Source organism: Saccharothrix tamanrassetensis, assembly GCF_014203665.1.
GTDB classification, from domain to species: domain Bacteria; phylum Actinomycetota; class Actinomycetes; order Mycobacteriales; family Pseudonocardiaceae; genus Actinosynnema; species Actinosynnema tamanrassetense.
The window spans coordinates 285,673-299,210 of sequence record NZ_JACHJN010000001.1 but is presented as its reverse complement, the minus strand read 5'-3'; the positions used below and the strand labels follow the sequence as shown (position 1 = coordinate 299,210).

General features: G+C 71.3%; 14 protein-coding genes. 9 read left to right on the top strand and 5 right to left on the bottom strand.

Going from position 1 to position 13,538, the window contains the following annotated elements; translation table 11 throughout:
* Window positions 1-24: 24 nt before the first annotated feature.
* The 3 genes from FHS29_RS01320 to FHS29_RS01310 form a co-directional block, all read right to left on the bottom strand.
* The gene (locus FHS29_RS01320; protein WP_184687433.1) at window positions 25-3,147 is read right to left on the bottom strand and encodes an amidohydrolase family protein; all 3,123 of its coding nucleotides are present in this window, start codon (window positions 3,145-3,147) and stop codon (window positions 25-27) included.
* Window positions 3,148-3,285: 138 nt separating this feature from the next.
* Window positions 3,286-4,203 (bottom strand): class A beta-lactamase, encoded by a 918-nt coding sequence (gene bla, locus FHS29_RS01315; protein ID WP_184687431.1) that lies wholly within the window; start codon window positions 4,201-4,203, stop codon window positions 3,286-3,288.
* 32 nt (window positions 4,204-4,235) lie between these two features.
* Window positions 4,236-4,592, bottom strand: a complete 357-nt coding sequence (locus FHS29_RS01310) for a winged helix-turn-helix transcriptional regulator (RefSeq protein WP_184687429.1) — start codon at window positions 4,590-4,592, stop codon at window positions 4,236-4,238.
* A 104-nt stretch (window positions 4,593-4,696) separates the two neighbouring features.
* Between FHS29_RS01310 and FHS29_RS01305 the strand changes: the two genes are divergently transcribed.
* From FHS29_RS01305 to htpG, 7 genes are all read left to right on the top strand, one after another.
* Window positions 4,697-5,356, top strand: coding sequence for a DsbA family oxidoreductase (locus tag FHS29_RS01305; protein ID WP_184687427.1), 660 nt, complete (start codon window positions 4,697-4,699; stop codon window positions 5,354-5,356).
* A 247-nt stretch (window positions 5,357-5,603) separates the two neighbouring features.
* Window positions 5,604-5,756, top strand: a complete 153-nt coding sequence (locus tag FHS29_RS01300; RefSeq protein WP_184687425.1) for a hypothetical protein — start codon at window positions 5,604-5,606, stop codon at window positions 5,754-5,756.
* A 52-nt stretch (window positions 5,757-5,808) separates the two neighbouring features.
* The gene (locus tag FHS29_RS01295) at window positions 5,809-6,411 is read left to right on the top strand and encodes a TetR/AcrR family transcriptional regulator (protein ID WP_221455257.1); all 603 of its coding nucleotides are present in this window, start codon (window positions 5,809-5,811) and stop codon (window positions 6,409-6,411) included.
* The gene (locus FHS29_RS01290; RefSeq protein WP_184687423.1) at window positions 6,408-6,824 is read left to right on the top strand and encodes a nitroreductase family deazaflavin-dependent oxidoreductase; all 417 of its coding nucleotides are present in this window, start codon (window positions 6,408-6,410) and stop codon (window positions 6,822-6,824) included. The genes FHS29_RS01295 and FHS29_RS01290 overlap by 4 nt, the downstream gene beginning before the upstream one ends.
* Before the next feature lie 127 nt (window positions 6,825-6,951).
* On the top strand, window positions 6,952-7,791 hold the full coding sequence (locus FHS29_RS01285) for an alpha/beta fold hydrolase (protein ID WP_184687421.1): 840 nt from the start codon (window positions 6,952-6,954) through the stop codon (window positions 7,789-7,791).
* 195 nt (window positions 7,792-7,986) lie between these two features.
* Window positions 7,987-8,133 carry a DUF1059 domain-containing protein gene (locus tag FHS29_RS01280; protein WP_184687419.1) on the top strand — a complete coding sequence of 49 codons (147 nt, stop codon included), beginning with the start codon at window positions 7,987-7,989 and terminating at the stop codon, window positions 8,131-8,133.
* Between the two features lie 150 nt (window positions 8,134-8,283).
* A complete protein-coding gene (gene htpG, locus FHS29_RS01275) occupies window positions 8,284-10,149 on the top strand; it encodes a molecular chaperone HtpG (protein ID WP_184687417.1) in 1,866 nt (621 codons plus the stop codon).
* A gap of 54 nt (window positions 10,150-10,203) precedes the next feature.
* On the opposite strand, the gene FHS29_RS01270 is transcribed toward htpG, so the two are convergent.
* Window positions 10,204-10,812, bottom strand: coding sequence for a hypothetical protein (locus FHS29_RS01270; protein WP_184687415.1), 609 nt, complete (start codon window positions 10,810-10,812; stop codon window positions 10,204-10,206).
* A 347-nt stretch (window positions 10,813-11,159) separates the two neighbouring features.
* On the opposite strand from FHS29_RS01270, the gene FHS29_RS01265 reads away from it, so the two are divergent.
* Entirely contained in the window at window positions 11,160-12,260 is a 1,101-nt protein-coding gene (locus tag FHS29_RS01265; protein WP_184687413.1) for a histone deacetylase-like amidohydrolase, read from the top strand.
* 78 nt (window positions 12,261-12,338) lie between these two features.
* Here FHS29_RS01265 and FHS29_RS01260 read toward each other — a convergent pair whose 3' ends face one another.
* Entirely contained in the window at window positions 12,339-12,686 is a 348-nt protein-coding gene (locus FHS29_RS01260) for an ArsR/SmtB family transcription factor (RefSeq protein ID WP_312864684.1), read from the bottom strand.
* A gap of 97 nt (window positions 12,687-12,783) precedes the next feature.
* Here FHS29_RS01260 and FHS29_RS01255 point away from each other — a divergent pair, with 97 nt between their 5' ends.
* Window positions 12,784-13,515, top strand: coding sequence for an SDR family NAD(P)-dependent oxidoreductase (locus FHS29_RS01255; protein WP_184687412.1), 732 nt, complete (start codon window positions 12,784-12,786; stop codon window positions 13,513-13,515).
* Window positions 13,516-13,538: the final 23 nt, after the last annotated feature.

Below are 13,538 nucleotides of genomic sequence, written 5' to 3'. Positions count from 1 at the left end.
GTGTTCACGCGTGGCGGTGCGGAATCAGAACTCGCCGCAGCACACGTGGGCGGACCACTCCGGCTCGTGCCACCAGTGCTCGTGGTTGTGCGCGGCGGAGGCCGCCGGCGGCAACGGATCGCGGCGTGCGGTCGGCTGCGGCGTGCGGAACGGGGCGAGGAGGTCCTCCACCCGGTGCAGCACCCCGCCCACCATCACCTGGCGCACGGCGGCGGCTGCCCGGATGTCCGCCAGCGGGTTCCCCGACACCAGCGACATGTCGGCGTGCGCACCGGGGCGCAGGGTGCCGATCCGGCCGGACAGCCCCAGCCAGGTCGCCGGGTTGCGGGTCGCGGTGGTCAGCGCCTCCAGCGGGGTGAAGCCGTGCTGGACCATCGCCCGCAGGTTCTGGTGGGTCGACGTGGCGATCGCGTCGAGCGGCGAGTCGGTCCCGCAGATGACCAGACCGCCACCGCGGTGCACGCGCAGCACCTGGTCTACCCAGCCCGCCAGGGCATCGCGCGACCACGGTGATGCCGGGGTGCCCGCCGCGTTCGCGTCGGCGACGTACCGCTCGTACTCCCACGGCGGGAACAGGACGCGCGTGCGCTCGTCTGTCACCAGGGACTTGTCGTCGGCGTAGAGCGCACGGGCCTGGAACAGCGTCGGTGTCACCGACATGCCGGACCGCACGAAGAGGTCGATCACGTCCTGGTACGCGCGCCCGAGCCGGCTCACCGTGTGCGAGTAGCCGAGCCGGTTGGTCGCCCCGACGTGCTCCATGCCGTTCATGCCGATGTTCGCGGCGGGGTAGAGGTAGTGGGACGACAGCCGCACACCCGCGCGGTGCGCGGCCTCGACGGTCGCCCGCTGGAGGTCGACCGGCAGCCGCACGTAGGTCTTGATCATGTCGTAGTCCAGCTCGAACGCCCGCTTCAGCTCCAGGTCGAGCTGCTCGCGCGACAGCGTGGGGCGCATGAAGTTGTAGTAGACGCGGGAACCGTCGATCGCCTCGCCGGTGCCGAAGAACCGCGGCCCCACCAGCGTCCCGGCGGCCAGCGCCTCCCTGGTCTCCACCATCTGGTACGCCGGGTCGCCGGGCGAACGGGTGGTCGTCACGCCGTAGGACAGCCACAGCCGGCCCTGCCTGGCACCCCATTGGCGACCGCGCAGGTGCCAGTGGTTGTGCATGTCGATCAGCCCCGGCATGGCGACCAGGTCCCGCGCGTCGACCACCCGGTCACCGGCCGACCCGCGGTGCGGCCGGATCTCCTGGACCCGGCCCCGTTCCAGCACGATGTCCACGTCGCGGCGCAGGTCGTCGGCCTCCCCGTCCCACACCGCGCCGGCGTGGACGATGGTGCGCTCCGGCGCTTTCGGCCTGCGCCAGGAGAAGTCCAGCCGGATGGTCCGCACCGCGCCGCCGTCGAGCGCGACCCGGCGCAGCCTGCCGTTGCACAGGTAGACCAACGAGTCCGACCCCGACCACGCCGGCGAGTCGGTCACCTCGTGCGTCACCTGGCGCGGGTCGCCCAGGAACCGGCCCGACGCGTCGACCGCGACCACCCAGGCGACGCTCTCCACGACGAACGCCAGCCGCCGCCCGTCCGGCGACCACACCGGGCCGTCGTCGCCCCGGGTCGCGATCGAGCGGAACGGCATCGGCTCGGTGTAGCGGAGTCCGCCACCGGTCAGGTCGACGGTGAGGATCTGGCTGGTGCCCTCCCGGAAGCGGCGGGAGAACGGCTTGACCGCCGCCAGCGCGAGCACTCGGCCGTCCGGCGACCAGGTGGGCCTGCCCGGCATGAACAGCGGCGGCGTGACCTGTCGGCGGTCGCCCGTCGGCAGGTCGAGGACCCACACGGCCCCGTCGTGGTCGACGTAGGCGATCCGGGAGCCGTCGGGCGCGAACCGCGGCGTCGTCTGGGCACCGGGCGCCCCGCTCAGCGCCGTGTCCTCGCCCGTGACCAGGTTCCGCAACCGCAGCGCGGGCACGCCCAGCCGGTCGCTGGAGTACACGATCGACCGGCCGTCCGGGGCGAAGTCCGGGTCGGAGTCGAAGTAGGAGCCGTCGGTGAGCTTCCGCGGCTTCCCGCCCAGCGCGGACACCAGGTGGATGGCGTTGAGCGCGCGGAACGCGATCTTCCTGCCGTCGGGCGACACCACCGGGCCGGCGATCCCGCGCACCGGCCTGGATCCCCGGGAGTCCAGGTCGCGCCCCTGTCGGTGCGACACCCGCGGGGCGACCGGCACGGTCGCCTCGAACGGGATGTCCCGCACCCCGCCGGCCGGGTCTCGACGGCGGATCCGGCCGTCCGCCGTGTAGAGGAAGGACTCGCCGACCCACACCGCGGCGAACCCGAAGACGTCCTCGCCCGTGGTCAGCTGCCGGTCGCCGAGCACCAGGTCCGCGCGGCCGGTGCGCACTAGCGTGTAGGAGGGCGTGCGGTCGTCGGGCCCGAACGCCACGCCGAAGATCCGGGCACCCGCCGGTGCCGTCGCGACGCGGACCCGTTCGCCGGTCGCGACCGTGAGCACGTCGACGGCGGTGTCGTTGACGGCGAAGGCGATCCGGGTGCCGTCGGCCGACCACTGCGGCGCGGCGACCTCGTCCGGCGGACCGGTGAGGCCTGTGACGTCACGGGAAGCCACGTCGAGCAGCCAGACCCCGTAGCTGCCGCCGCGGTCGCTGGTGAACGCGATCTTCCTGCCGTCCGGCGAGAACACCGGCTCGCGGTGGTCGAACCGGCCGCTGGTGAGCCGCCTCGGCTCACCGCCGCCGACGTCCACCAGGTACAGGTGGAAGTTCCCGTCCCGGTACGACTGGAACACGATGGACTGCCCGTCCGGCGACCACGCCGGCAGCGTCGCGTCCTGGAGCTCACCGGTCAGCTTGCGCGCCGTGCCACCGTCGGCGGGCAGCACCCAGATCGCGGCGACCAGGTCCGTGGCCAGCCACTTGCCGTCCGGGGACCTGGCGACCGAGATGCTGGTGCCCTGCCGAAGTCGAACGGACCCGGTTGCGGCGGACTGTTCCGCGTGCGCGACCCCGACTCCCGCGACCCCGCCCTCCGCGACCCCGACACCGGTGCCCACGACGCCCAGTGCGGCGGCCACCTGACCGGTGCGTGTCAACAGGTCGCGGCGCGAGATGTCCTGCGGTGCCATGCGTTCACTCCCCTTGCGCAGCGGCGAAACCCCGTTCATCACAGTGCCACGCGATGTGGACGGCAGATAGCCCGTTCGGCCGCCTGTCGGGTCCGCCGTCTCCGGGAGCGGGAGCCGTGCCTCCTCGAGGAGTCCGGGTCAGGGCAGGCGGGCGACCACGATCTTGGCGGCCTCGGCGATGAGCGCGTTGTCGTACTCGGCGTCGGGTGCGGAACGGCTGGACAGGACCGCGACCACGATCGGGGCACGCCCGGGTGGCGTGACCACGGCGATGTCGTTGCGCGTGCCGTACCCGCCCGCACCCGTCTTGTCGCCTACGTCCCACCCGGCGGGCACACCCGCGCGGATCAGCTCGTCGCCCGTGGTGTTGCGGCGCAGCAGGTCGGTCAGAAATGCGCGGGCGTCCGCCGGCAAGGCGTCGCCGACCGCGAGGGCCCGCAGGCTCGTCGCCAGCGCACGCGGCGTGCTGGTGTCCCTGATGTCGCCCGGGGTGGCCTCGTTGAGCGCCGTTTCGACCCGGTCGGCGTGCGTGGTGTCGTCACCGAGCGCACGCAACGCCGAGTTCAGGCCCTCGGGTCCGCCCAGTTGGCGGAACAGGAGGTTCGCGGCCGTGTTGTCGCTGTACCGGATCGCGGCATCGCACGCCTCCCGCAGCGTCATACCGGTGTCCACGTGCTCGGACGTGACGGGGGAGTTGGCCACCAGGTCCTGTGCCGTGAACGTGATCCGCTTGTCCAGGTCGTGCGGCTTGAGCATGAGGGCTCCGGCCGCGAGCGACTTGATGGTGGACGCGTAGGCGAACCTCTCGTCCGGCCGGTGCGCCACCTCACGCCCTGACCCCGTGTCCACCGCGTACACGCCGAGCCGGGCGTCGAACCTCTTCTCCAGGTCGGTGAACGCCGCGTCGGACGCGGGTGTCGTCGGAGTCGCGGTGGACGACGCTCCGGCGGACGGGCCTGCGGTGGGCGTGGCTTCGGTGGACGGCGGAGTCCTCGGCGCGGGAGTGCAGGCCGTGAGCGCGGCCAGGAGAACAGTTGCGGTCAGTCGTTTCGCCATTGCCCGTTTTTCCGGAGAGATCGTCGTGTCCGTCACCGCGAGGCCGCCGCGCGTGCCCGGAGCACGGCCGGCATGTGGGCTTCGAGGTGGTCGATGAAGGCGAGCAGGTGGTCGGCGGTGGCCTCGCCGAGGTCGGTGAGGGAGTAGCTCACGCTCGGCGGCATGGCGGCCAGGACTTCGCGCCGGACGAACCCGTCCCGTTCGAGGGCTTGGAGGGTCTGCGCCAGCATCTTCTCGCTGACCCCGTCGACCCGGCGGCGCAGCGCGTTGAACCGCGCCGGTCCTTCGCGCAGGCCGGCCAGGACCAGGACGCCCCATCGCCCGGTGAGGTGCTCCAGCACTTCGCGGGACGGGCAGTCCTTGGCGAAGACGTCGAACTCCGGTGTCACGGTCCCACCCTACCGGCAGCACGGTGGAAAAGTGAGCGCTGTGGAAAAGTGAGTGTAAGGTGGCGACTGCCCACCGCGATCCCGTGCACAAGGAACCCCGAGCCATGCGTGTTGAAATCTGGAGCGACCTCGTCTGCCCGTGGTGCTACATCGGTACCACCCGCTTCGAACGGGCCCTGGACGGCTTCGACCACCGGGACCGGGTCCGGGTCGTGCACCGCTCGTTCGAACTCGACCCGACCCGCGAGCCCGGCCGCACCGAACCCGTGCCGAAGATGCTCACCGACAAGTTCGGCCCGCGCGGAGCCGGCATGGACGACCAGGTGGCGCGACTGGCCCGCGGCGAAGGCCTCGCCTACCGCACGGACCGCGAGGTCGGCAGCACCCTGGACGCCCACCGCCTGCTGCACCTCGCCCAGGACCACGGCCTCCAGCACCGCCTGCAGAAGACGTTGTTCGAAGCCCACTTCGGCGCCGGCGCGTCCCTGTTCACCCCGGAGGCCCTGCTGGAGATCACCGACCGGGCCGGCCTGGACCACGCCGAGGCGCGACGCGTCCTGGAGACCCCGGACGCCTACCTCGACGCGGTCCGTGCCGACGAACGCGAGGCGGCACGGCTGGGCGCGACCGGCGTGCCGTTCTTCGTGATCGACGGCCGCCACGGCATCTCCGGCGCCCAACCCCTCGAAACCTTCACCCGCGCCCTGCACACCGCATGGGCGGACCGCCAACCGATCGCCACGGACGACGACGTCCCCGTCTGAGCACCGCACTGTCGGACCGCTCGCCGAGGTCCGTGCTCGGCGGCGTGCGAATTCCGCAGTCCGTTCCGCCGACCGGCGGTACCACCGGGACTCGTGGCGGGCCGGAAATGGCGCAGCGAAGCGAAAAGGTGTCGCGGCCGGCGCTGTGGGGTACCTGCGCCACGACCGGGTCAAAGCGCGGTCGACGATGTGCCGGTTCTCGTTGCGGCGCACCGTCCGGAGGACAACGACTGGTCGGGAGCAGGACATGCCCTGGGTTCGACGACACCGCCGCCGCGTGCCGCACAGCTGGTTCCGCACCACCACCGTCGACAGCCACTACCGCAGGTCGCCGGCCACGATCCCCACCATCATCGCCGTCGCCCTCGCCGTGATCCTCCTGCTCGTCGTGATCTTCTAGCCGCCTCCGCCGATCGCCCGGACCCCGGGCTCGACCGCGTCCTATAATCGGGATGGGTATCCCGGTTGGGAGGGGCGCGGTGGACGAACGGCCGTTGCGCGCCGACGCTCGGCGCAACCGGGCACGGGTGCTGGAAGTCGCCGCGCAGGTCTTCGCGACCGAGGGCGTGGCGGTGCCGGTGCACGAGATCGCCCGGCGGGCAGGGGTCGGCACCGGCACGGTGAGCAGGCATTTCCCCACCAAGGACGACCTGGTCGGGGAGGTCCTGTTCGCCCTGCTGAGGAACCTGGTCGACGAGGCCGACGCGCTCGCCGAGCGTGCGGACCCGGGTACCGCCTTCTTCGCGTTCGTCGCGACCCTGGTACGTGTCGGCGCGGCGAACCGGGCGTTGGCCCAAGAGCTGGCCGGCACCTGCTGCGGCGTCGACGGCCGCGCGGAGTTCGACGTTCCCGGCCGCACGCGCGAGCTGCTGGCCCAGGCCCAGCAGGCGGGCGCCGTCCGCGCGGACATCACCTACCCCGACGTCAAGGCGCTGATGACCGGCTGCATGGCCCGCCGAGGCGGGCCGCTGGAGCCGGTCATCGGCGTGGTCTGCGACGGTCTCCGCACCGGAGCGGGTCACCGGAGAACACAACGAGAGGGCACGACCACATGACGGACACGAGGAACGACCGCAACCAGAAGGTCGTCGAGGAGTTCCGCGCGAACGGCGGCGTCGTCGGCGGGATGTTCGAGGGCCGCAACCTCCTGCTGCTGACCACCATCGGCGCCAAGAGCGGCCGGGAACGACTCTCGCCGCTGGTCTACACCCGCGACGGCGACCGCCTCGTCATCGCCGCGTCCTACGGCGGGGCACCGACGAGCCCCGCGTGGTTCCACAACCTCGTGGCGAACCCGAAGGTCACCGTGGAGGTCGGCACCGAGAAGTTCGAAGCCACCGCGACCGTCGTCCAGGACCGCGCCGAACGCGACCGCCTCTACGCCGGGATGGTCGCCCACGCACCGGGTTTCGCCGACTACGAGAAGAAGACCGACCGCGTGATCCCCGTCGTCGTGCTCGAACGCTGACCCCCGCGCGGCGCGCCGGCGGAGGTTCGCCGGCCGTCCGGCAGCCGACGGTGCCGGGGGGCACGCCGGCGTTATGTCATGCCGTTATGTCATTGCCCTGGTGGGGTGTCGCTGCGATGATCCGCCGATGCCCCACCTCTTGGCACGTGACGGAACCAGGCTCGCCTACCGCGTGGTCGGGCAGGGCCTGCCGGTGATGTGCCTGCCGGGCGGTCCGATGCTGGACTCGGCGTACCTCGGGGATCTCGGCGGCCTGTCCGGGAGCGTGCGGTTGATCCTGGTCGACCCCCGGGGCACCGGCGAGTCGCAGACGCCGGACGACCTCTCCTCCTGCCGCTGCGACAAGCTGGTCGACGACGTGGAGGCGCTGCGGGAGCACCTCGGCCTCGAACGGATGGGGCTGCTGGCGCACTCCGGCGGCGCGAACCTCGCCGCGTCGTACACCGCCCGCCACCCCGAGCGCGTGGGTGAGCTGCTCCTCGTCACGCCCAGCACCATCGCCGTGGGCATCACGGCCACCAGCGACGACCGGCGTGAGATCGTGCGGCGGCGGCAGGACGAGCCGTGGTACGGGCAGGTGGCGACGGCGTTCGAGTCGATCGCGGCCGGCAACGCCACCGAGGACGACTGGGACGCCATCGCGCCGTTCACCTACGGGCGGTGGGACGCGGCGGCGCAGGCGCACTACGCGGACATGGAGCAGCGGCGGAAGCCGGACGTCGCCGCCGCGTTCGGTGCCGAAGGCGCCTTCGACCCGGAAGCCACCCGCGCGGCGCTCGCCACGTTCCGCGCGCCGGTCCTGTTGCTCGCCGGCGAACTCGACCTGGCGGGACCGGCGCAGGTCCTGGCCGACTACGCCGAACTGTTCCCGGCCGCCACGTTCATCACCCAGTCGGGAGCCGGTCACTTCCCGTGGCTGGACGACCCGGCCCGGTTCACCCGGACGATCACGTCGTTCCTGATGTGACGGACACCGCCGCGATCCGCAGGCCTCGGCGCGGTGATCGACGTGGCCGAACGGCACCGGACCCAGGGGCTGGGGCTGGGGCTGGTCGGGCGTCCCCGGCCGCACCGCCGCCGACAGTCCACCAGTCGGCGATTCCGGTCGACAACCGTGCCGGGGTCAGTACAGTCGAACTGTGGATCGGCAGCGGAGGATGCGATGAAGCGCAACATCACGTGCCCCTGCGGGGAACGGATCGTCGGGCAGGACGAGGACGACCTGGTGGCGAAGACCCAGCAGCACCTCAAGGAGAACCACCCCGGCCACGACTACTCCCGGGACGAGATCCTGTTCATGGCCTACTGATCGCACGCCACCCCTTCCTCCGCGGTTCGGCCGGCCCTCCGGGACAGCGGCGACGAGACCCCCGGACGGGTGATCGGCCGCGGTTCGACGACCACCGGCCCGGTGTCGATACGATGTCGGGTCGACAAGGTGTCGACAGGGAGGAAGAGCGTGGAGACGTTTGAGTTCCAGTCGGAGGCGCGACAGCTGCTCCGGCTGATGATCCACTCGATCTACTCGAACAAGGACACGTTCCTGCGTGAACTGGTGTCCAACGCCTCCGACGCGTTGGACAAGCTCCGGCTGGAGACGTTCCGCGACAAGGACCTGGTCGCGGACACCACGGACCTGCACGTCGCCATCGAGGTCGACCGCGACGCGCGCACGCTCACCGTCCGGGACAACGGCATCGGCATGACCCGCGAGGACGTGATCGCCCTGATCGGCACGATCGCGAAGTCCGGCACCGCCGAGTTCCTGGAGCGGGTGAAGGCGTCCCAGGAGGCCGCCGCGCAGGACCTCATCGGCCAGTTCGGCATCGGCTTCTACTCGACGTTCATGGTCGCCGACAAGGTCACCCTGGTGACCCGCCACCCGCGCTCGGCCGAGGGCGTCCGGTGGGAGTCGACCGGCGAGGGCACCTACACCATCGAGGACGTCGCCGACGCCCCGCAGGGCACGGCGGTCACGCTGCACCTCAAGCCGGCGGACCCCGAGGACCACCTCGCCGACTACACGTCGACCGCGAAGATCACCGAGATCGTCAAGCGCTACGCGGACTTCATCACCTGGCCGATCAGGATGGCCGGCGAGGACGGCGGCGAGCCGAAGACGCTCAACTCCCGCAAGGCGCTGTGGGCCCGCCCGTCCGGCGAGGTGACCGAGGACGAGTACACCGAGTTCTACCGGCACGTCAGCCACGACTGGAACAAGCCGCTGGAAACCATCCGCATGCAGGCGGAGGGCACGTTCGAGTACCAGGCGCTGCTGTTCATCCCCTCCCAGGCCCCGCTCGACCTGTTCATGCGGGAGCGCAAGCGGGGCGTGCAGCTCTACGTCAAGCGCGTCTTCATCATGGACGACTGCGAAGAGCTGATGCCGGAGTACCTGCGGTTCGTCAAGGGTGTGGTGGACGCCCAGGACCTGTCGCTCAACGTGTCGCGCGAGATCCTCCAGCAGGACCGCCAGATCCAGCTGATGCGGCGCCGGCTGGTGAAGAAGGTGCTCTCCACCGTCAAGACCATGATGGCCGACAAGCCCGAGTCCTACGCCACGTTCTGGCGCGAGTTCGGCGGGGCGGTCAAGGAAGGCCTGGTCGTCGACACGGAGAACCGCGACGCCATCCTCGCCATCGCGTCCTTCGACTCGACCCACGACGCCGAGCGGCAGACCACGCTCGCCGAGTACGTGTCCCGGATGAAGGAAGACCAGCAGCACATCTACTACATGACCGGCGACTCCCGGGCCAAGGTGGAGCACTCGCCGCACCTGGAAGCGTTGCGCGCCAAGGGCTTCGAGGTGCTCATCCTCACCGACCCGGTGGACGAGATGTGGGTCGGGGCCGTGCCCGGCTTCGAGGGCAGGCAGTTCCAGTCGGTCGCCAAGGGGCAGGTCGACCTGGAGACCGAGGAGGAGAAGGCCGACGCGGAGGAGCGCCGCAAGGACTTCGCCGACCTGCTCGCCTGGCTGACCACCACGCTCGCCGACGAGGTCAAGGAGGTGCGGCTGTCCTCCCGCCTCACCACCTCGCCCGCGTGCGTGGTCGGCGACGCCCACGACCTGACCCCGACCCTGGAGAAGATGTACCGGGCGATGGGCCAGGACCTGCCGCCGGTCAAGCGCATCCTCGAGCTCAACCCGACCCACCCGCTGGTCACCGGCCTGCGCAAGGCGTTCGAGGAGACCCCGGACCGCGCCGGCCTCGCCGAGACCGCCGAACTGCTGCACGGCATGGCGCTGCTGGCCGAAGGCGGCGACCTGCCCGACGCGTCCCGGTTCGTGCGGCTGCTGTCCGAGCACCTGCAACGGGGGCTGTGACGCCGTCCGGGTACCCCGACAGCGGAGCCGGTCCGGCCCCGACCCCGTCCGCTCTCACGGACGGGATCGGGGCCGACCGCCGTGCCTCCCGGGGTGCAGCCGCAACGGCTGTTCGGGAACGACGAGAGTGCCGTGGCGGTCCGCGCAGGTCCAGTCCAGCTCCAGCCGCCACTCGACCTCGTCGTCGGCGTGGGGAGCCAGCACGAACAGTTCGGGATCGCTCTGCGTGACGGTGAACGGGAAGGTCTCGGGGCCCCGGGCGGCAAGCGTCGGCGGATCGTCGAGTCGGACGGTGAACCCGCGTGGCCGCAGTGCGCCGACCGCCGCCGGGCCGACGCTCGTGGCCGGTCGGGCCGGCCGCCGGGAGACGACGACCGGTCGGAGTTCGTGCAGGATCACCGCCCGCGCGCCGTAGCCCTGCACCAGGACCCTGATCTCGTGCCCGCCGCTGACCGGCAGCTCCTCCGGTGGATCGCCGTCGACCCGCACCCAGTCGTGCCCGCGACAGGTGACCGAGACGAAGACCGGGATGTCGGGCACCTCGTGGTCGCGTTCCGCCCCGACGTACACGTCGCCGTGGATCGCGCCCGCCTGGATGAGCGAGCCGTGCACGTCACGGACCTCGTTGTGCCCGTCGTGCCACGACGAGTCCGTGGTGGGCACCGGTAACCCCCTCATGCGTCGGTGACTGGACCCAGCGTCGCGGATGCCGTCCCGTCAGACAACTACCGGTTCAGCGGGTGTCGGCCTACCGGCAAGGCACGCCCAGGCTTGCAGTCGGATTTCGGGACGCCGCCGTCGCGTTCGCGGACTTCGTGATGGCGGTGGGCTATGCGAGGCATCCTCGAAGGTGATCCGATCCTGTCCATCTTGGACAGTCGGCTGCGGGCATCCGGGTGGACGGGCCGGTACCGTCTGCTCGACCCCGGCGTTCGCCCTCTACCGAGACGCTGCGCAACGTCCCTCGGACAGCGCTAGACGCCCGGCGGTTACGACGACATTATCTAGTGATGGCAACGGGTTACGTGTACCACGAGCTGTACGGGTGGCACGACACCGGGACGCACGCGGGCCTGGTGCCCGCCGATCCGCGGCGGGGAATCCAGCCGTTCCGGCACTACGAGAACCCGGACGCCAAGCGCCGGGCGCACGAATTGGTGGTGGCGAGCGGTCTGATCGACCGGTTGACCCGGCTCGCGCCGCGCTCCGCCACCGACGAGGAACTCCTGCTGGTGCACACGCCCGGTCATCTCCAGCGGTTGACCGAGGCCGACGACACGGGTGGTGACGCCGGTGACGGTGGCAGTCCGTTCGGGCGGGGATCGCCGGGCATCGCGCGGCTCGCGGTCGGTGGCGTGATCCGTTGTGTGGAGGCCGTGCTGGACGGGGAGGTGGACAACGCCTACGCCCTGGTGCGCCCACCGGGCCACCACGCGGTGCCCGATTCCGGTATGGGTTTCTGCATGCTGGCCAACATCGCCGTCGCGGTGCAGGCCGTGCGGGCCTCGCGTGGTGTGGAGCGGATCGCGGTGGTGGACATCGACGTGCACCACGGCAACGGCACGCAGGCGGTGTTCTACGAGGACCCCGAGGTGCTGGCCCTGTCGCTGCACCAGGACCGGGTCTTCCCGCCGGACTCCGGGTTCGTCACCGAGCGCGGCGAGGGCGCGGGTTTCGGCTACACGCTGAACCTGCCGCTGCCGCCGGGCACCGGTACGGGCGGCTACCTGGAGGCGATGCGCCGGGTGGTGCTGCCCGCGCTGCACCGGTTCCGGCCCGACCTGATCATGGTCGCGGCGGGTTTCGACGCCAACGCGATGGACCCGCTGGCCCGGATGATGCTGACGCCCCGCGCGTACCGCGAGATCGCCACGATGCTGGTGGACGCGGCGGCCGAGCTGTGCGGAGGGCGGATCGTGTGCTCGCACGAGGGCGGGTACGACGAGGCCTACGTGCCGTTCTGCACGCAAGCCGTGGTCGAGGTGCTGGCGGGTGTGGAGGAGCCGTTCGACGACCCGTTCGGGTTCGACAACCTGGGCCAGCAGGAACTGCAGCCGCACCAGGAGAAGGCCATCGAGGCGGCGGAGGCGCTGCTCGGCGACATCTGCTGACCGGTCGCACCGCCTGCGGGAGCACACCTCCGGGCGGTGTGCTCCCGCAGGCGCCGAGGTCGCTGGCCGACCCGCTGCTCAGCCCTCGGCCTGGAGGCGGATGCGGTCGCCGACCGCGTCCCGGCCGGCTGCCGCCAGCACGGCGTCGAGCAGGCCGGGGAAGCGGGCCTCCAGGTCCGCCCGGCGCAGCCGGACGTAGCAGCGGGTGCCTTCCTCGCGGGTGCGGGTCACGCCCGCCGCGCGCAGGGTGCGCAGGTGGTGGCTCAGGGTCGACTTCGCCACCGGGGCGTCGAACTCGCCGAAGGTGCGTTCCCGTTCGTCGGCCAGCAGGCGGACCACGCCGATGCGCAGCGGGTCGCTCAGCGCGGCCATCACGTCGGTCAGCACCAGCCGTTCGACGGGCGGGTGGGGGTCCTTGTGGCGCACCCCCGGAGTCTAGCTGATTCGATGATTTGCGAACATCGAACATGTGCGGCTAGGTTGATGTTCGATAGTTCACGAACATCTGGACCTCGGGGTGGACATGGAACTCGAACAGCAGGTCGCACTCGTCACCGGCAGCACCACGGGCATCGGACGGGAGACCGCCAGGCTGCTGGCGGCGGCGGGCGCGTCGGTCGTCGTGACCGGGCGCAACGCCGAGCGCGGCGCGGAAGTCGTCGCCGCGCTCGAAGCGGACGGCGGACGGGCCAGGTTCATCGCGGCCGACATGGCGGACCTGGCGTCCGTGCGGCGGTTGGCGGAAGAGGTGGGGGAGGTGGACGTGCTGGTCAACAACGCGGGCATCTTCCCGTTCGCGCCCACGTTCGAGCAGGAAGCGGAACCGTACGGGCTGCTGTTCGACGTGAACGTGCGCGCGCCGTTCTTCCTGACCGCCGCGCTCGCGCCGAGGATGGTCGCGAAGGGCTTCGGCAGCATCGTCAACATCTCCACCGCAGCGACCGCCATCGGCATGTCCGGCGCGGCGGTGTACAGCGCGACCAAGGCCGCCCTGGAGTCGTTGACCCGCACCTGGGCCGTCGAGTTCGGCGGTCGGGGCGTGCGCGTGAACGCCGTGTCGCCCGGCCCCACCATGACCGACACGGTCGTGGCGACGGTCGGCGAAGTGGCCGAGCAACAGGGTGCGGCCACCGCCCTCGGCCGGGTGGCCGACCCGGTGGAGATCGCCGAGGCCGTGCTGTTCCTGGCGTCGCCCCGGGCCGGCTACATCACCGGCGCGACGCTCATGGTCGACGGTGGGCGCACGATCGTCTGAGACGCCTGTCGCGCCGTCCTGAC

Excerpts from the sequence above, each read along its gene's own strand:
- FHS29_RS01320 (WP_184687433.1), bottom strand. The coding sequence starts at position 3,147 with ATGGCACCGCAGGACATCTCGCGCCGCGACCTGTTGACACGCACCGGT.
- bla (WP_184687431.1), bottom strand. The coding sequence starts at position 4,203 with ATGGCGAAACGACTGACCGCAACTGTTCTCCTGGCCGCGCTCACGGCC.
- FHS29_RS01305 (WP_184687427.1), top strand. The coding sequence starts at position 4,697 with ATGCGTGTTGAAATCTGGAGCGACCTCGTCTGCCCGTGGTGCTACATC.
- FHS29_RS01300 (WP_184687425.1), top strand. The coding sequence starts at position 5,604 with ATGCCCTGGGTTCGACGACACCGCCGCCGCGTGCCGCACAGCTGGTTC.
- FHS29_RS01295 (WP_221455257.1), top strand. The coding sequence starts at position 5,809 with ATGGGTATCCCGGTTGGGAGGGGCGCGGTGGACGAACGGCCGTTGCGC.
- FHS29_RS01290 (WP_184687423.1), top strand. The coding sequence starts at position 6,408 with ATGACGGACACGAGGAACGACCGCAACCAGAAGGTCGTCGAGGAGTTC.
- FHS29_RS01285 (WP_184687421.1), top strand. The coding sequence starts at position 6,952 with ATGCCCCACCTCTTGGCACGTGACGGAACCAGGCTCGCCTACCGCGTG.
- FHS29_RS01280 (WP_184687419.1), top strand. The coding sequence starts at position 7,987 with ATGAAGCGCAACATCACGTGCCCCTGCGGGGAACGGATCGTCGGGCAG.
- FHS29_RS01265 (WP_184687413.1), top strand. The coding sequence starts at position 11,160 with ATGGCAACGGGTTACGTGTACCACGAGCTGTACGGGTGGCACGACACC.
- FHS29_RS01255 (WP_184687412.1), top strand. The coding sequence starts at position 12,784 with ATGGAACTCGAACAGCAGGTCGCACTCGTCACCGGCAGCACCACGGGC.